Source organism: Streptomyces sp. NPDC031497 (assembly GCF_055580905.1).
The window spans coordinates 38467-56300 of record NZ_JBVIKO010000005.1; the positions used below are offsets into that span (position 1 = coordinate 38467).

At 70.7% G+C, this 17834-nt stretch carries 10 protein-coding genes; 4 read left to right on the top strand and 6 right to left on the bottom strand.

Annotation, left to right across the window (positions count from 1 at the left end; translation table 11 throughout):
• Positions 1 to 98: 98 nt before the first annotated feature.
• From ACZ5K7_RS11585 to ACZ5K7_RS11595, 3 genes are all read right to left on the bottom strand, one after another.
• Positions 99 to 2522, bottom strand: coding sequence for a SpoIIE family protein phosphatase (locus tag ACZ5K7_RS11585; protein ID WP_468912668.1), 2424 nt, complete (start codon positions 2520 to 2522; stop codon positions 99 to 101).
• 170 nt (positions 2523 to 2692) lie between these two features.
• Positions 2693 to 6967: a HAMP domain-containing protein gene (locus ACZ5K7_RS11590; RefSeq protein ID WP_351703514.1), complete on the bottom strand. Its 4275-nt coding sequence runs from the start codon at positions 6965 to 6967 to the stop codon at positions 2693 to 2695.
• 279 nt (positions 6968 to 7246) lie between these two features.
• Positions 7247 to 7612 (bottom strand): STAS domain-containing protein, encoded by a 366-nt coding sequence (locus tag ACZ5K7_RS11595; RefSeq protein WP_351703511.1) that lies wholly within the window; start codon positions 7610 to 7612, stop codon positions 7247 to 7249.
• A 145-nt stretch (positions 7613 to 7757) separates the two neighbouring features.
• Here ACZ5K7_RS11595 and ACZ5K7_RS11600 point away from each other — a divergent pair, with 145 nt between their 5' ends.
• The 4 genes from ACZ5K7_RS11600 to ACZ5K7_RS11615 all read left to right on the top strand — a co-directional run bounded on the left by ACZ5K7_RS11600 (position 7758) and on the right by ACZ5K7_RS11615 (position 11936).
• Complete coding sequence (locus tag ACZ5K7_RS11600; RefSeq protein ID WP_351703508.1) at positions 7758 to 8228, top strand: ATP-binding protein; 471 nt, start codon at positions 7758 to 7760, stop codon at positions 8226 to 8228.
• A 186-nt stretch (positions 8229 to 8414) separates the two neighbouring features.
• Positions 8415 to 9605, top strand: a complete 1191-nt coding sequence (locus tag ACZ5K7_RS11605; RefSeq protein ID WP_351703505.1) for a glycoside hydrolase family 3 N-terminal domain-containing protein — start codon at positions 8415 to 8417, stop codon at positions 9603 to 9605.
• A gap of 79 nt (positions 9606 to 9684) precedes the next feature.
• Positions 9685 to 10152 carry a MarR family winged helix-turn-helix transcriptional regulator gene (locus tag ACZ5K7_RS11610; RefSeq protein ID WP_468912672.1) on the top strand — a complete coding sequence of 156 codons (468 nt, stop codon included), beginning with the start codon at positions 9685 to 9687 and terminating at the stop codon, positions 10150 to 10152.
• A 116-nt stretch (positions 10153 to 10268) separates the two neighbouring features.
• Positions 10269 to 11936: an MFS transporter gene (locus tag ACZ5K7_RS11615; protein ID WP_468913238.1), complete on the top strand. Its 1668-nt coding sequence runs from the start codon at positions 10269 to 10271 to the stop codon at positions 11934 to 11936.
• A 62-nt stretch (positions 11937 to 11998) separates the two neighbouring features.
• Here the strand turns inward: ACZ5K7_RS11615 and ACZ5K7_RS11620 are convergent, their stop codons facing one another.
• The 3 genes from ACZ5K7_RS11620 to ACZ5K7_RS11630 all read right to left on the bottom strand — a co-directional run bounded on the left by ACZ5K7_RS11620 (position 11999) and on the right by ACZ5K7_RS11630 (position 17627).
• Positions 11999 to 14185: an RICIN domain-containing protein gene (locus ACZ5K7_RS11620; RefSeq protein WP_351703499.1), complete on the bottom strand. Its 2187-nt coding sequence runs from the start codon at positions 14183 to 14185 to the stop codon at positions 11999 to 12001.
• A gap of 20 nt (positions 14186 to 14205) precedes the next feature.
• Positions 14206 to 15567 (bottom strand): RICIN domain-containing protein, encoded by a 1362-nt coding sequence (locus ACZ5K7_RS11625; RefSeq protein WP_351703496.1) that lies wholly within the window; start codon positions 15565 to 15567, stop codon positions 14206 to 14208.
• Between the two features lie 194 nt (positions 15568 to 15761).
• On the bottom strand, positions 15762 to 17627 hold the full coding sequence (locus ACZ5K7_RS11630) for an ABC transporter ATP-binding protein (RefSeq protein ID WP_468913240.1): 1866 nt from the start codon (positions 17625 to 17627) through the stop codon (positions 15762 to 15764).
• Positions 17628 to 17834 lie beyond the last annotated feature (207 nt).

Here is a 17834-nt window from a genome sequence, read left to right on the forward strand (position 1 = left end):
CCGGACCGCCGCGAGGCCGGCCGGTCGCACCGTGCGTCAACGGGGCGCCGCTCCCCTTCACCCGGCGGTACCGAGGCCCCCGTCGCGGAAGCGGGTCGTCAGCACGGCGCCACGCGGATGCCCACGAGGCAGGTGTCGTCGTCGGTGTCGGATCTGCTGTGGGTCAGCAGGCGGTCCAGCTGCTGCTCCAGGGTCGGCGGAACCGTGCGCGCGGTCGTCAGCATCTGCGCCAGGGACTCCTCCACGGACCGGTCACGGCGCTCGATCAGGCCGTCCGTGTACATCAGCAAGGTGTCGTCGGCAGCGAGTTGCACCTCGTGCTCCTGGTACTCGGCCTCGGGCACGGCACCCAGCAACAGCCCCTTGACCAGAGGCAGCGGCTCCGCCTCACCGGCACGGACCAGCACGGGCGGCAGATGACCGGCCCGTGCCCAGCGCAGGGTGTGGCGGTCGGGGTCGTAGAGACCGCACACCGCGGTGGCGGTGACGGAACCGGTCAGGTGATAGGTGACCATGTTCAGCCAGGACAGCAACTGCCCCGGTCCGGCGCCGGTCACGGCGAGCCCGCGCAGCGCGTTGCGCAGGACGACCATGCTGGTGGCCGCCTCGATGCCGTGTCCGGCGACATCGCCCACGCACACCAGCACCAGCCGGGACGGCAGTACGACCGCGTCGTACCAGTCGCCGCCGACCAGATGCTGGGTCTCCGCGGGCCGGTAGCGCACGGCCAGGTCCAGCCCGGCGACCTCCAGCGGGGCATGGGCCGGCGGCATGATGGCGTGCTGGAGCTGGAGGGTGAGTCGGTCGCGTTCGCTGGCCTGCTGCTCGGTGTGGGCGAGCTGGTCACGGGTCGCGGCGAGAGCGACCTCGGTCCAGTGGTGTGCGGAGATGTCCTGGTAGGCGCCGCGTACGACGTACGGCTGCCCGCCGGAGTCGAGGACCGGTTCGGCCACCACCCGGATATGGCGGGTGACGCCGTCGGGGCGCTGCAGGCGGAAGGCCGTGGACGCGGGCCGGCGGTGGTGCAGCAGGGTGCGCAGGAAGCGGCCGATGGTGACGGCGTCGTCGGGGTGGGCATGGGCGGGCAGGTCCTCCAGCGGCACCGGGGCGCCGGAGGCGGGCTTGCCGTAGAGGTGGTAGAGCTGACCGTTCCAGGTGATCTCGCCGGTGAGGAGGTTCTCCTCGAAGCCCCCGATACGGCCCAGGCGCTGCGCGTGCTGGAGCAGGCTGGCCAGTCGGGCGGTCTCGTCCTCGATGCGCCAGATGAGCAGGACGCAGCCGCCGTGCCGGCTGATGTTGATGTCGGCGACCGCCGCCAGCGGGACGTCGTCGACCAGGGCGGTGAGCCGCATGCGGTGGGCGCGGTAGGGCTCGCCGGTGGCGTAGACGCGCTCGATCCGCTCGAAGAGCTCGCTGTGGCCGGCGGCCATCGGATAGGTCTCCAGCAGCAGGGCGCCGTTGATGACGGCCCGCGGCCTGCCGCCGGGGTCCAGGAAGCGGCCGTTGACGTGGTGGATGCGGAAGTCGACGAGGTCACCGTCGGCATCCAGCTGCGGCATGAGCACCAGGGCGGGGTCGTGGAGTCCGTCGGCCAGGTCCATCAGCTCGGTGACGCCGGGCAGGACGGGCCGGCCGGAGTCTCCGTGGGCCTGGTCCGGGGATCCGGTGTCCAGGGTGTGCGCGCACAGCTCGGCCAGGGCCTCGATCTGCCGGACGACCGGTGCGGGAGGGGTGCCGTGCAGCGGGGCGGGCCAGACGATCTCCAGGACGCCGTGGATACGTCCGCCGGTGCCTGCCGCCACCGCGACCCGGCCGCCGTCGGGATGGTGGTGCTGGCCGATGGAGGGCAGCCCGGTCTCGGCCAGGCTGCGGATCCAGTGCCCCGAGCGCTCGGCGAGGCCGCGGCGGCCCACCGTCGCCACGCCCGGCGGCACATGCCGCCAGCGCCCGGCCTCGGCGGAGGAGAATCCGGCGTTGCCCACCAGGGTGAGCGAGCCGTCGGCGCCCAGTGCCCAGATGGCGACGGCCTCCGCGCCCAGGGGGGCCAGCGCATGCTCCAGCAGGGACTCGGCCACGGCCTGGGTGTCCTGGGCGGCCAGTGCACCGCTCTCGGCGGCCCGCAGCCGTACGGCGGAGGAGTGGGCGCCCTCGGGGTCGACCGCCTCGGTGCGGGCCGCGGTGGCCGCGAAGAAGGCGGCGGTCACCTCCGACATGCGGTCCCGGGCGGCCTGGTTGATGACGTCGACCGCGAACTCCAGGGGTGTCACCCCTGCCTGTTCGGCGAGTTCGGCCAGCTGCCGGGCCGCCTGCGCCGGGCCGCAGCCCAGCCGTTCGACCAGGATGCCCTTGGCCAGCTCGATCAGGGCCCGCCCGTCGGCCTCGGCGTGCGCCGCCCGCACCTCGCGGCGCAGCCGCTCCACGGTCGCCGCCAGCCTGCCGAGGGGGGACGACCGGTCGTCGTCCGGCTCACCGGTGGCGGCTCCCCGGGTGCCGTCGACGGCACCGGGCGGCTCGATGCCCATCGGGCCGGCGCCTTCCGGCGTGCGTGGGTCGTCCCCCAGGTCGTCGGAACCGGGCGGTTCGGGATGTTCGGGCGATGGACGGAGATCACTCACGGTGGGCCTGTTTCTGGGCTGGGACGCCCCGGGGCGCTACGCGGCCGTCGGGTGGACGCGGTGGCGGTGGCTCGTTGTCACACGGCCAGCCAGCGACGGACGCGGGCGATGAGGTCGTTCGTGTCGACGGGCTTGGTGATGTAGTCGTTGGCCCCCGAGGCGAGGCTCTTCTCCTGGTCGCCCGGCATCGCCTTGGCGGTGACGGCGATGATGGGCAACTCCGCGTACTGGGGCATGGCGCGGATCTCCGCGGTGGCGGAGTAGCCGTCCATCTCCGGCATCATCACGTCCATCAGCACCAGGCAGACGTCCGGGTGGGCGAGCAGCATCTCGATGCCCTTGCGGCCGTTGTCGGCGTGCAGGACCTGGAAGCCGTGCAGTTCCAGCACTCCGCTGAGGGCGAAGAGGTTGCGTGCGTCGTCGTCGACCACCAGGACCGTCCGGCCGAGGAAGGAGTCGTCGACCACCTGCGCGGCCGGGCGGTTCGGCTCCTCGGCGCGCACCAGCGACAGCACGTCACCGGGCTGTTCGGCGGACAGGTGCAGGGTGATGCGCTCGCGCAGCTCGTCCAGACTGGACAGGAAGTCCAGCGGCCGGCCACCCGCGAGGGCACGCAGCGCCTGCTCCTGGGCCAGATCCACCCGGTGCCCGGTGTGCACCAGGACGGGCACGCTGGCCAGTGCGGAGTCGCCGCGCATGGCCTCCAGGAAGTCGGCGCCCTCCTTGCCGGGCATGCCGAGTTCCAGGACGACGCAGTGGCAGGGCTCGGCGGCCAGCGTGCTCGCCGCCTCCTGCGCCCCTACGGCGGTGATGAGGTCGATCGCCCCGTGCGGGTCGCCGGGATCCTGCGTGAGGTCCGCGACGGCCCGCTCGGCGACCAGGGCGAGCAGACCACGCGGGCGCTCCTCGATCACCAGGAGCCGGCGCCTGCGGTGCTCGGGGACCGGCACGGCGGCGGACAGCAGCCGGGGCGCCGGTGCCACCTCGGAGGCGGTCACGGCGCGGGGCTGCTCCACCGGCCGCCCGCCGGTCTCCAGCAGCTCCTCGAAGTCGGCGCGCGCGACGGGCAGGTACAGCGTGAACGTGCTGCCCTGACCGGGAGTGCTGTCCACGGTGACGGCGCCGCCGAGCAGGTGGGCGATCTCCCGGGTGATGGACAGGCCGAGGCCGGTGCCGCCGTACTTGCGGCTGGTGGTCCCGTCGGCCTGCTGGAAGGCCCCGAAGATCGTCTCCAGTTGCTGGTGCGGGATGCCGATGCCGGTGTCGACGACCCGGAAGGCCACCACCGGACCGCCGCGCAGGACACCCGGCGGCACCTCCCGGTCGGCGGCCGGTTCGATCCGCAGCTGGACGCCGCCCTGTTCGGTGAACTTCACGGCGTTGGACAGCAGGTTGCGCAGGATCTGGCGCAGCCGGGAGTCGTCGGTGAGCAGGTCGGCGGGCGTGCCGGTGGCGGTGGCCACCGTGAACTCCAGGCTCTTCTGGGTGGTCATCGGCCGGAACGTCGCCTCGACGTACTCCAGCAGCTGGCGCAGCGGGACCCGCTCGGGCGCCACGTCCATCTTGCCGGCCTCCACCTTGGAGAGGTCGAGGATGTCGTTGATCAGCTGCAGCAGGTCCGAGCCCGCCGAGTGGATGATGCCCGCGTACTCGACCTGCTTCGGGGTGAGGTTGCGCGAGGGGTTCTGCGCCAGCAACTGGGCCAGGATCAGCAGGCTGTTGAGCGGGGTGCGCAGCTCGTGGCTCATGTTGGCCAGGAACTCCGACTTGTACTTGGAGGCCAGCGCCAGCTGCTGCGCACGGGTCTCCAGTTCCTGCCGCGCCTGCTCGATCTGCAGGTTCTTCGCCTCGATGTCACGGTTCTGGGAGGCCAGCAGGGACGCCTTCTCCTCCAGCTCGGCGTTGGAGCGCTGCAGTTCGTCCTGCTGCACCTGCAGCTCCTCCGACCTGGCCTGCAGTTCGGAGGTGAGCCGCTGGGACTCCCCCAGCAGCTCGTCGGTGCGGGCGTTGGCCACGATGGTGTTGAGGTTGACGCCGACGGTCGGCACCAGCTGGGTGAGGAAGTCCTGGTGGATCTGGGTGAAGCGGGTCAGCGAGGCCAGTTCGATGACGCCGAGGACCTGCTCCTCGACCACGATGGGCAGCACCACCAGGGCACTGGGCACGGCCTGCCCGAGTCCGGAGGAGATGGTGACATAGCCTTCCGGCAGTTCCTCGACGATGATGACCCGCCGGTTGCGCGCGGCCTGTCCGACCAGGGAACGTCCGACCGGGATACGGGTGGGCCGCTCGGTGTCGTCCGGATAGCCGTACGAGCCCACCAGGCGCAGTTCCTGGCCGCGCTCGGTGTCCTCCGCCAGGTAGAAGGCGCCGTACTGGGCCGACACCAGCGGGGTCAGCTCGTCCATGATCAGCTCGGCGACCACGGGCAGGTCGCGGTGGCCCTGCATCAGGCCGGAGATTCGGGCGAGGTTGGTCTTGAGCCAGTCCTGTTCCTGGTTGGCCCGGGTGGTCTCGCGCAGGGACTCCACCATGGAGTTGATGTTGTCCTTGAGGTCGGCGACCTCGCCCGACGCCACCACGGTGATGGAGCGGGTCAGATCGCCCTCCGCGACGGCGCTGGTGACCTCGGCGATCGCCCGCACCTGCCGGGTGAGGTTCCCGGCCAGTTCGTTGACGTTCTCCGTGAGCCGCTTCCAGGTGCCCTCGACACCCTCCACCTCGGCCTGGCCGCCCAGCCGTCCCTCGCTGCCCACCTCGCGGGCGACGCGGGTGACCTCGGCGGCGAACGACGACAGCTGGTCGACCATCGTGTTGATGGTGGTCTTCAGCTCCAGGATCTCGCCCCGGGCGTCCACGTCGATCTTCTTCGACAGGTCGCCGCCGGCCACCGCGGTCGTCACCAGGGCGATGTTGCGGACCTGCCCGGTGAGGTTGTTGGCCATGGAGTTGACGTTGTCCGTCAGGTCCTTCCAGGTCCCGGCCACGTTCGGCACATGGGCCTGACCGCCGAGACGTCCCTCGGTGCCCACCTCGCGCGCCACCCGGGTGACCTCGTCGGCGAACGCCGACAGCGTGTCGACCATGGTGTTGATGACGTCCGCCAGCGCGGCGACCTCGCCCTTGGCCTCTACGGTGATCTTCTGCGAGAGGTCGCCGCGCGCGACTGCCGTGGCGACCTGGGCGATCGACCGGACCTGCCCGGTCAGGTTGGACGCCATCACGTTGACGTTGTCCGTGAGGTCCTTCCACGTCCCCGACACGCCCGGCACGATGGCCTGGCCGCCGAGGTTGCCCTCGGTGCCGACCTCGCGGGCCACCCGGGTGACCTCGTCGGCGAAGGCGGAGAGCTGGTCGACCATCGTGTTGATGGTGTTCTTCAGTTCGAGGATCTCGCCCCGGGCATCCACCGTGATCTTCTGCGAGAGATCGCCCTGCGCCACCGCGGTGGCCACCTGGGCGACATTGCGGACCTGGGAGGTGAGGTTGCCCCCCATGAAGTTCACGGAGTCCGTCAGGTCGCGCCAGGTGCCCTTGACCCCCTTGACGTCCGCCTGGCCGCCGAGACGGCCTTCGGTGCCCACTTCACGGGCGACGCGGGTGACCTCGTCGGCGAAGGCGGAGAGCTGGTCGACCATCGTGTTGATGGTGTTCTTGAGCTCCAGGATCTCACCGCGGGCATCGACGGTGATCTTCTGCGAGAGATCGCCCTGCGCCACCGCGGTCGTCACCTGGGCGACGTTGCGGACCTGGGAGGTGAGGTTCCCGGCCATGAAGTTGACCGAATCGGTCAGGTCCCGCCAGACACCGCCGACGCCGGGAACCTGCGCCTGGCCGCCCAGACGTCCCTCGCTGCCCACCTCGCGGGCGACGCGGGTGACCTCGTCGGCGAAGGCGGAGAGCTGGTCGACCATCGTGTTGACGGTCTCCTTCAGCTGGAGGATCTCCCCGCGCGCGGGCACGTCGATCTTCTGGGACAGATCGCCTCTCGCCACCGCCGTGGCCACCTGGGCGATGTCACGGACCTGCGTGGTCAGGTTGCCCGCCATGGCGTTGACGGAATCGGTCAGATCCGCCCAGGTGCCGGAGACCCCCGGGACCTGCGCCTGACCGCCCAGCGTGCCCTCGGTGCCCACCTCGCGTGCCACCCGCGTCACTTCGGAGGTGAACAGGGACAGCTGGTCGACCATGCCGTTGAAGACCGTGGCGATGTCGCCGAGCAGGCCCTGTCCGTCGGAGGGCAGCCGGGTGCCGAAGTCACCATCCCGTACCGCCGTCAGGCCGGCCAGCAGCTGCCGCAGCTCCTGCTCGCCCGGTCCCTTGACCTGGGCGTCCATCGACATGCCGCTCATGCACACCCTCGTTCCGCTCCCCAGAGTCCCCACCCCGAGGACCCGAAACCTCGCCGGAGCCGTAGAGCTCCGCCCACCAGCGGCGATTCCGCGTTCGGCGGCCTCGTCCGTTGGGAAAATCGGTCGCAGATTAACTCAGTTGTCGGCCGACAACCAAAGCCTGGCGCGTAGGAGAGCAGCGCACCGCATTCAGGGGTGCGAAGGGCGGAATACCGAAGCCGGTCCGGGGTACCCGGGAAGGTTCGCCGTAGGCGGCCGGGAGGGAGACCGGCCTCGTCGTCACGCCGCGATGGCGTCCCGCACGGTCGGGTGGCAGGTGGCGAGGGTGTCGAGTCCCACCAGCTGCACGGTGCGCAGCACGGAGTCCCGGACGCCCGCGAGACGCAGCCATCCCTGCGCGGCCCGGGTCGCCTGGTGGGCGGCGATCAGGGCGTTGATCCCGCTGGAATCCATGAAGGTGACCCCGCTCAGATCGACGACGATCCGCGAGCCGGCGGTGGGGTCCGCCGGAGGCATGGCCCGGGTCAGGGCGCCCGCACTCTCGTAGTCGATCTCGCCGCGGAGGCCGAGTACGGTGATGCCGTCGACGTCGGTCCGGGTGACCGACAGCTCGCCGTGATCCATTGCTTTTCGCTCGTCTGCCACGTGCGTCCTCCGCCCCCTCGGTCCGGGCCGCGCCACCTGTCTGCAGCCAACGTGCCCAGGGATGCGGAGTGCGATGCACGGGACGGGCAACCGGATCCGGGCGGCGTGGGAGTGACCCGGCGGATCTCCGGGTAGACGCGGGTCCATGAACGGGGTATCGCAGTTCGCCGGCAGGAAGTCCGTCGCACCCGAGGAGTGTTTCCGGACGGCGGACGCCGCACCTGCCGATGCCGCCATCGCTCTGGACGGGGCGGACGGCTGTATCGCCGACGCGCGGAGCCGGACATGGGAGTTCCTGACGCGCGCCGAGTCCGAGCAGGGACTGCGGGTGCCGGCCCGGACTCTGGAGCTGGCGCAACTGGTGGTCAGCGAGCTCGTCACCAACGCCCTGAAGTACGCGCCGGGACCGGTGCTGCTGCGCCTGGGTGTGGCCGGGGACACGATGAAGATCGAGGTGTGGGACACCGATCCGACCCTTCCGCTGGCCCGGGTGACCGACGCCGGACGGGTGGGCCAGCACGGACTGGAGATCGTGCTGGCGGTCGTGCAGGGCTTCGAGGCACGACGGGAGCCCGTGGGCAAGCGCGTCACCGCCCGGCTGGCCTTGTTCGGCTGACGGCCGTCGGCCGGTGCGGTCGTCCCAGCGGTGGAGTCGCCGGCCATCGGCCCGGCCACAGCGCGCACCGCACCCGTTCGGCGTAACGTGATCCGCTGGGGCGGCTTCGAGCCACGCAGGGTGCGCTGCCGTGCGTCGGCCGGCCGGTCCCCGTGGCCTGCACCTCCCACGAGTCAGGAGCGCATCATGGCGACACCTGTCCGCCGGCCCGCGGGCCGGGGCTCCGCTGCCCGGCGCACCGCCGTCGGGCTCGCCACCACCTTGGTCGCCGTCGGCGCGTGCAGCGCGCCGGCCGCCGGGGAGGAAGCCCACCGCGTGTCCGCCACCACCTGCGCCGACACGGTCTATGCGGGAATGACCCAGGCACAGCGGGTCGGCCAGCTGTTCATGGGCGGGGTCGCCGCCGCCCGCCCCAGCACCACGGACCTGCGCACCCTGCGTACCTACCATGTCGGGTCCGTCATGCTGACCGGGCGCAGCACCGCCGGCACCACGGCGACGAGGAAGGTCGTCGACGGGGTGCGCGCGCAGGCGGACACGGTCGCCGGCCACCGGGTCGGGCTGCTCGTCTCCACCGACCAGGAAGGCGGACAGGTCCAGGTACTCAGCGGCCCGGGCTTCTCGGTCATTCCCAACGCCCTGACCCAGGGCACGTGGAGCACGACGACCCTGCGTGCCCGCGCCGGGACCTGGGCCAAGCAGCTCAAGGCGGCGGGCCTCGACCTCAATCTCGCCCCGGTCGCCGACGTGGTGCCCGCGAGCCTCGGCACCCGCAACGCTCCCATCGGGCGCTACTACCGCGAGTACGGCCACACCCCCGCCGTGGTGACCTCGGGCACCGGCGCCTTCGCCGCGGGCTTCCGCGCGGCCGGGGTCATGACCACCTTCAAGCACTTCCCCGGGCTGGGCCAGGTCACCGGCAACACCGACACCACCGCGAACGTCGTCGACTCGGTGACCACCGCCTCCAGCGCGAGCCTCCAGCCGTTCCGCAGCGGGATCGCGGCCGGCACGCCGTTCATGATGGTCTCCTCGGCCAAGTACACCAAGATCGACCCGAATCACCTGGCCGTGTTCTCCCCGACCGTCATCAACTCGCTGCTGCGCACCAAGTTCGGCTTCAAGGGAGTCGTCATCTCCGACGACATCGGCCAGGCGGTCGCGGTACGCGCCTACACCCCGGCCCAGCGGGCGGTGGGCTTCCTGACCGCCGGCGGCGACATGATCCTCACGGTCAAGGCGTCGACGGTGCCGGCGATGGTGCAGGGCGTGCAGGCCCGGATGGCGACGAGCGCCTCCTTCCGCGCCACGGTCGCGGCCTCCGTGCACCGCATCCTCACGGCCAAGGCCACGGCAGGCCGGCTCACCTGCGGCTGAGACCCGCTCTCACACAGCCCGGCATATTTACTTACGGCTGGTTGAGCAGTCCAGACTGATAAACCTAGTATTAGTACATGTGAAGACAGACATATCCTCCGGTGCCGGCGGTACACGCGATCTGAGCGACGCCTCCCTGCTCGCCTACGAGCTCCGGCTCGCGGTGGGCCGTATGACGCGGCGGCTGCGGCAGGCCCGCGCCGTGGGGGACGTATCGCTCTCGGGCGTGTCCGTACTCGCCCGGCTGGCCGCCGACGGACCCGACTCCCCCACGTCGCTCGCCGAGATGGAGCGGGTGCGGCCGCAGGCCATGGCGACCACTCTCGCCCAGCTCGAACAGCGCGGCCTGGTCCGCCGTACCCCCGATGCCGCGGACGGGCGGCGGAGCATCGCGGCCGTCACCGAGGAGGGGCGGGCGATGCTCGCCGAGCGGCGCTCCGAATCGGTGCAGCGGCTCGCGAACGTCCTCGACACGTTCTCCGCCGAGGAGCGCGCGACCCTCGGAGCGGCCGTACCGCTCCTCGCCCGGCTGGCGGAACAGCTGTGAGCGCGCGCGGCTGGCCCGGCACCCTGCGCTCGGCCCGCCACAAGGACACCCCTCCCGGGCCGGGCTACAAGTGGGTCGCGCTCTCCAACACCACACTCGGTGTGCTGATCGCCACGATGGACGCGTCGATCGTGATCATCTCGCTGCCCGCGATCTTCCGCGGCATCGGCCTGGACCCGCTCGCACCGGGCAACATCGGGTATCTGCTCTGGATGATCCTGGGGTACCTGCTGGTCTCCGCGGTCCTCGTGGTCGTGCTCGGGCGGCTCGGTGACATGTTCGGGCGGGTGAAGATCTACAACCTCGGCTTCCTGATCTTCGCCTTTGCCTCGGTCGCGCTGTCGCTCGATCCGTTCCGCGCGGGGGCGGGCGCGATGTGGCTGATCCTGTGGCGGATCGTGCAGGCCTTCGGCGGGTCCATGCTCACCGCCAACTCGGCCGCCATCCTCACCGACGCCTTTCCCGCCCGGCAGCGCGGCATGGCGCTCGGCATCAACCAGATCACCGCGCTGGCGGGCCAGTTCCTCGGGCTGCTCGCGGGCGGGCTGCTCGCCGTCGTCGACTGGCGTGCCGTGTTCTGGGTGAGCGTCCCGGTCAGCATCACCGGCACCATCTGGTCGTACCTGAGCCTGCGCGAGACCTCGACGGGCCGGCCCGGCCGGATCGACTGGCTGGGCAACATCACCTTCGCGACCGGCGCCGGCATCCTGCTGGCCGGGATCACGTACGGGATCCAGCCGTACGGCGACAGTGCCACCGGCTGGGGAAACCCGTGGGTGCTGACCGGCCTGATCGGCGGTGTCGGTCTGCTGCTGGCCTTCTGCGTCATCGAGACGCGGGTCGCCGAGCCCATGTTCAACCTGACGCTCTTCAGGAACAGGGCGTTCGCGGCGGGCAACGTGGCCGCCCTGCTGACCTCGATCGCGCGCGGCGGCCTGCAGTTCATGCTCATCATCTGGCTCCAGGGCATCTGGCTGCCGCTGCACGGCTACGACTTCGAGGACACCCCGCTGTGGGCCGGCATCTTCATGCTCCCGCTCACGCTCGGGTTCCTCGTCGCGGGCCCGGTCTCCGGCTATCTGTCGGACCGGTTCGGCGCCCGGTTCTTCTCCACCGCCGGCCTGGTCGTCGTCATGCTGTCGTTCCTGGGGCTGCTCGCGCTGCCCGTCGACTTCGACTACGGCCTGTTCGCGGCGCTGTTGCTGCTCAACGGGCTGGGCCAGGGCATGTTCTCGGCGCCCAACACGTCCTCCATCATGGGCAGCGTCCCGGCCGAGTACCGGGGTGTCGCCTCGGGCATGCGCTCGACCTTCCAGAACTCCGGTACGGCGCTGTCCATCGGCGTCTTCTTCTCGCTGATGGTCTCCGGCCTCGCCTCCTCGCTCCCCGGCACGCTGAAGAGCGGACTCATGGCACACGGCGTGCCGGCCGCCTCCGCCGCGCACGCCGCCTCACTGCCGCCGGTGAGCACGCTGTTCGCGACGTTCCTCGGCAACAACCCGATCGAGCACCTGCTTTCCTCCGAAGGTGTCCTGGACCATGTGACCAGCGCCCAGCGGTCCGTCCTGACCGGCCACACCTTCTTCCCGCAGCTGGTCTCCGGTCCGTTCCACCACGGCCTGGGCATCGTGTTCGGGGTGGCCGCGGGCATGGCCCTGGTCTCCGCCGTGGCCTCCGCCCTGCGCGGCAGTCACCGGCCCGACCAGGACCGCCAGGACCCTCAGGAGCCCAAGAACCTGCCCCCGGCGCGGACGGCACAGCCCCGGCACAACGCTCCGTCCTGAAAGACACGGGTGCCCCGGCGGAGATCCGCCGGGGCACCCGCGATCCGCTCAGGGAGCGACGGTCACGGGTACGAGGCGAGGTTCGCCACGTTGGTCGAGGAGTTCGACGGGCCTCCCGTGTTGTTGATGACGTGGCTGATGGTGCCGGTGCCGCCGAGGGAGACCGTCACCATGCTGGTGAAGCGGACGCCCGAGTTGTTCGGTGCCTCGACGGCGTGCGCCGCGACCACACTGGAGTTGACGTTGAAGTAGCAGTAGCTGCCGAGGCCGTACACCTGGTGGCTGGTGACCGAGTCGGCGACCTTGTAGGCCGCGTAGCCCTGGGTCGAGCCGTTCATCCAGGCCGCCTGGTTGGGCGGGTCGTACGGCATCTCGTTCTGGTAGAAGTACGTCCGGCCGCCGTTGCCGTTCCAGATGGTCTGGTACTTCTGGAAGTGCTCGACGAACAGGCCGTACATCGTCACGTTGTCGCCGTTGACGACCAGGCCGGTGTCGGCGGTGTTGCTGGTCCAGCCGACTCCGCTGCCGTGGTCGGCGCGCCAGATCCACATGTGGTCGCCGATGACGTTGTCGCTGTTGACGACCAGGCTGGTGGTGGCCTTGCCGACGCCCGCACCGCCGACCCGGAAGTACACGTCGTGCAGCGAGGTCGGGTCGGCCGCGTGCGAGGCCGAGGAGTTGCTCGGGCCGACCTCCACCAGGGTGGACGAGTTGGTGGTGCCGGCGTCGAAGAGCAGGCCCGCGATGTTGACCCCGTCGACGTCCGCGACCTTCATGGCGGTGACGCCGTTGTCCGGGACGAAGGTGGCGAGGCCGAGGCCGAGGACGACGGTGTCGGCGCGGTTGATCTGCAGGGTCTGGTCGAGGTGATAGACACCCGGGGTGACCAGGAGGTTCTTGCCCGCCGTCAGGGCCGCGTTGATCTGGGAGGCGGTGGCGCCCGGCTTCACGATGTAGAAGCTGTCCAGCGAGAGCGACGAACCGGCCGCGGAACCCGAACTCCAGCTGGTGCCCGAGGAGTTTGAGCGCGTGGACGGCACGAACACCTGGTAGTTGCCGGAGCCGTCGACGTACAGGAACGGCTTCTCACGGGTCACCGGGCTCTGCGCGACCGTGGTGTCCGGCGGGCTGGGGAAGGTGGTGGACGGCACGCCCGTGCTGCCCACGAAGACCATGTTCCAGTTGGAGCCGGTCCAGCTGCCGAGCTGCGAGTTGCGGGTCAGCCACTGCTGCTGGCTGCCGGAGTTGACCTGCCCGTTGATCTGGCTGTCGGCGATCAGGCCGCCGCTGGACCAGCCGCCGTCGTCCAGGGCGAGGTTGCCGCGCAGATGCACCCGGCGGTAGGCGGACGCCTGCGAGACCGCCCAACGGTCGCTGCCGCTCGTCGGGTTGACGGAGAGGTTCTCCGCGCCGCGCCAGAAGTTCTGGGTGGCGTTGCCCTGGAACCAGTCGGCCTCGGCGTGCACCGCGCCGTTGACCGAGACCGCGTCCGGGGACAGACCGAGGCCGAGGACCTGGGTGTAGAAGCCGACGTTGACGTCCGCGCTGTAGGCGCCCGGCTTGAACATGACGGCGTAGCGCTGGGAGCCGAACTGGTTGGTCTGCTGCTGCTGGAAGATCGAGTCCAGCTTGCTCTGGATGGTCGCGGCGGACATCGACGGGTCGAAGATCACCACGTTGGAGCCCAGATCAGGGTTGCTCGTCTGAGCCACGGGCACGACCTGGAAACGCTGGGCGGCGGTGCCGTTGCAGGTGTACTGGACGAACTGCACGCTGTCGGCGGTGGAAGCAGCGGGGTCGTCCAGGCACTTGCCGCTGTTGCGGTTGACGAAGTGGTAGGCGCCGCCGCCGTCGTCCACCGGCAGCCACTGCTGGTTGGTGCCGCCGCCGTAGGTCCACAGCTGCACGGTCGCGCTGTCGGCCGTGGAGACGCCGGTGACGTCCAGGACCTCGTTGGTGTTGTTGGCGTTGTTGATGCGGACGTAGCCGTCGCTGGTGGTGGTGAAACTCCACTGCTGGGCGGTGGAGTTGTTGCAGGCGTACTGCTGGACGACGGTGCCGTCGGCGGTGGCGGCCGCCTTGGCGTCCACGCACTTGCCGCTCGCCGCGTTGAGCAGGGTGACGTTGCCGGTGGGCAGCGTGGCGGCGGACGCGGGCGCGGCCGCGCCGGCCGCGGTCAGCAGGGAGGCGGCGACAACGGCCACCGCTGCGGCGGCCGTTGCTCTGCGACGCCGGGGAAGGCTGGGCACGAGTTCTCCTGTTCGGGGGTTCAGCCGGTGTAGCCGGCGAAGACGCGCGTGTAGTCCCAGTTGGACTGGCTCACGCCGGAGCAGCTGTCGGCGGAGCCGCCGGTGCAGGGCCGGTCGCGGTTGGCGGACCAGAAGGTGAGCCGGGCCAGGTGGTGCTGCTGGGCGTAGGCGAGGATGGTCCGGAAGTCGGCGACCGTCACGGTCTCGCTGTTGTCGGTGATGCCGTTCATGGACGAGATGCCCATGTCCCGGTAGGCCGTGTCGTCGCTGTAGCCGTACGCGTTCTTCAGCGCGTTCTTGAGCCCCTCGGCCGCCTGGGTGGTGAGGTTGCCCATGTTCTGGCCCGCGCCGCCGAAGTCGAACGGCATGATGGCCCAGGCGTCGACGGTCAGTCCGGAGGACGCGGCCCGGTTGATCAGGCTGGTGTCGGGGCCGCTCTGGCCGGTGCCGATGGTGATGTACACCTTCAGGCCGGAGTTGTTGGCCTTCACCGTCTTCAGCGCGTCCACGACCCGCTGCTGCACGGTCCCGTTGCTGTAGGCGTCGGCCTCCAGGTCGATGTCGATCGCCTTGAGACCGCCGTAGGCGTTGATGACCTTCTGGTAGGCCGCCGCCAGCTCGCTCGCGCTGGAGCAGGAGCTCTCCAGCTTGTTGCCGCTGTAGCCGCCGAAGGACGGAATGACGTCACCGCCGTTGGCGCGCACGGTGTTGATGGTGCTCTGGTCGACGCCGCCGGTCAGCGCCCGGCTGCCGTCCCACTGCGGGTTGCAGTAGCCGTTGCTGAGGACGAACGCGAGCGTGTAGTACTTCACGCCGGTCGCGTTGGTGATCGTGGTCGGGCTCGGCGGGTCGCCCCAGCCGTTGTACAGGTACGGCGCCACGGCCATCGGCGAGGACGGGGTGGTGCCGCCGCCGGCCGCCGGAGCCGTCCACTTCTGGTTGGCGCCGCCCGAGCAGGTCCAGATCTGGGCACGGGTGCCGTTGGCGGACGAGTTGCCCGTGGCGTCCAGGCACTTGTTGGCCTGCGGGTTGACGATGTCGTGGGCGGCGGAGACCGTCCACTGCTGGTTGGCGCCGCCGCTACAGGTCCACAGCTGGGCCTTGGCGCCGTCGGCGGTCGAGTTGCCGGTCACGTCGAGGCACTTGCCGAGGGCGCGGATGGTGCCGTCGCTGCCGACGGTCCACTGCTGGGCCGCCGTGCCGTTGCAGTCGTAGAGCTGGACGGCCGTGCCGTCGGCGGAGCTGGCGCCGGCGACATCGAGACACTTGCCGGCGAGGCCGGTGATGGTGCCGGTGGCGGCCTGCGCCGGAGCGGCGGTGAGCAGGCCTGCGGAGAGGGTCAGGGCGGCTATGGAGACAGCCGTGGGCAGGGGTCTGGCCATATGCGGGGGGTGGCCTTTCACGCGGGGGGTGGCAGCACGGTGTGGCCCAACACCCTTTGGTCAGGTGGGTGTTGGCTACACACGTGAGGCTTTGTTTAAGGCGTGAAGCTAAAGGTCCGGACCACCGCCGTCAAGTAGGGGAGCGCTCCCCTCCTCGACTCATAGGAAAATGTGACGGTGATGTGAACGCTCCGTCAGGGCGTGGTCACTTCCGCGAACTGAGTGCGGTGCAGTTCGGCGTACCGCCCGTCCGCCCGCAGGAGTTCCTCATGGGTGCCGCGCTCCACGATCCGGCCGGCCTCGACCACCAGGATCTGGTCGGCGGCCCGGACCGTGGACAGCCGGTGGGCGATGACCACGGCCGTGCGCCCCTCCAGCGCCTCGGTGAGGGCCTCCTGGACGGCCGCCTCCGAGGTGTTGTCCAGGTGGGCGGTGGCCTCGTCGAGGATGACCACGCGCTGGCGGGCCAGCAGCAGCCGGGCGATGGTCATGCGCTGCCGCTCGCCGCCGGAGAGCCGGTAGCCGCGCTCGCCGACCACCGTGTCCAGGCCGTCCGGCAGGGACCGTACGACCTCGTCGAGGCGGGCCCGGCCGACGGCGTCCCACAACTCCTCGTCGGTGGCCGCCGGCCGGGCGAGCAGCAGGTTGGCGCGGACGCTGTCGTGGAAGAGGTGGCCGTCCTGGGTGACCATGCCGAGGGTGGCGCGCAGGGAGCCGGCGGTCAGGTCGCGGACGTCGACGCCGCCGATGCGCACGGCGCCCTCGTCGACGTCGTACAGGCGCGGCAGCAGCTGGGCGATGGTGGACTTGCCGGCGCCGGAGGAGCCCACGAGCGCGACCGTCTGGCCGGGTTCGGCACGGAAGGAGATGCCGTGCAGGACCTCGGCGCCGCCGCGGCCGTCCAGGGTCGCGACCTCTTCCAGGGACGCGAGGGAGACCTGGTCGGCGGCCGGGTAGGCGAAGCGGACGTCCTCGAACTCGACGGCCACCGGGCCCTCGGGGACCTCGCGGGCGGCCGGTTTCTCCTCGATCAGGGGCTTCAGGTCGAGGACTTCGAAGACCCGCTCGAAGCTGACCAGCGCGCTCATCACCTCGACACGGGCGCCGGCGAGCGCGGTGAGCGGGGCGTACAGCCGGGTCAGGAGAAGGGCGAGGGAGACCACGGCGCCCGGCTCCAGGGTGCCGCGCAGCGCGAACCAGCCGCCGAGGCCGTAGACCAGGGCGAGCGCCAGCGAGGAGACGAGGGTGAGCGCGGTCATGAACACCGACTGGGCGGTGGCGGTGCGCACTCCGATGTCCCGGACCCGGGCGGCACGCGCCGAGAACTCCGCCGACTCCTCCTCGGGGCGGCCGAAGAGCTTGATCAGGGTGGCGCCCGGTGCGGAGAAGCGCTCCGTCATGCGGGTGCCCATGGCCGCGTTGAGCTCGGCGGCCTCGCGCTGCATCCGGGCCATCCGGCCGCCCATGCGGCGGGCGGGCACCACGAACACCGGCAGCAGCACCAGCGCGAGCAGGGTGATCTGCCAGGACAGGGTCAGCATGACCACGAGGGTCAGGAGCAGCGTGACCAGGTTGCTGACCACGCCGGAGAGGGTGTTGGCGAAGGCGCGCTGGGCGCCGATCACGTCGTTGTTGAGACGACTGACGAGCGCTCCCGTACGAGTACGTGTGAAGAACGCGACGGGCATGCGCAGCACATGATCGAACACAGCCGTTCGCAGGTCGAGGATGAGTCCCTCGCCGAGCGTCGCCGAGAGCCGCCGCCCGAGCACCCCGAGCGCCGCCTCCGCGACGGCGACCGCCGCGATCAGCAGCGACAGCCGTACGATCGTGCCGGTGTCGTGCCCCGACACGATCGCGTCGACGACGTGGCCTGCCAGCACCGGGGTCGCCACGGCGAGCAGAGCCGTCACCACCCCGAGCAGGACGAAACGGACTATGCCTTGCCGGTGCGGGCGGGCGAAGGCGACGATACGGCGCAGTGTGGCCCGGTCGAACGGGCGGCGCTCCTGCTGGGCGGTCATCACGCTGTGCAGTTGCGCCCAGGCGGTGGTCTCCATACTCATGAGGAAGAACGTAGGACCTCAAGCTTCGTTGAGGTCAATGTCCGCTCGCCGTCCCCTCGTACGAAGGACCCGATGAGCCTCCCGAAGGCCCCGCCCGGCTCCGCGCAAGCCCCCGTGAAAGCCCAGATGAGCCTCCTCCCCCACCCGCTTCCCGTCTGTCATCCGGCGTCTCCTCTTCCGCCACCCGCCGTTGGCGCGGCG

Excerpts from the sequence above, each read along its gene's own strand:
- ACZ5K7_RS11605 (WP_351703505.1), top strand. The coding sequence starts at position 8,415 with ATGGCGACACCTGTCCGCCGGCCCGCGGGCCGGGGCTCCGCTGCCCGG.
- ACZ5K7_RS11585 (WP_468912668.1), bottom strand. The coding sequence starts at position 2,522 with ATGGGCATCGAGCCGCCCGGTGCCGTCGACGGCACCCGGGGAGCCGCC.
- ACZ5K7_RS11625 (WP_351703496.1), bottom strand. The coding sequence starts at position 15,567 with ATGGCCAGACCCCTGCCCACGGCTGTCTCCATAGCCGCCCTGACCCTC.
- ACZ5K7_RS11590 (WP_351703514.1), bottom strand. The coding sequence starts at position 6,967 with ATGAGCGGCATGTCGATGGACGCCCAGGTCAAGGGACCGGGCGAGCAG.
- ACZ5K7_RS11600 (WP_351703508.1), top strand. The coding sequence starts at position 7,758 with ATGAACGGGGTATCGCAGTTCGCCGGCAGGAAGTCCGTCGCACCCGAG.
- ACZ5K7_RS11615 (WP_468913238.1), top strand. The coding sequence starts at position 10,269 with ATGGACGCGTCGATCGTGATCATCTCGCTGCCCGCGATCTTCCGCGGC.
- ACZ5K7_RS11630 (WP_468913240.1), bottom strand. The coding sequence starts at position 17,627 with ATGGAGACCACCGCCTGGGCGCAACTGCACAGCGTGATGACCGCCCAG.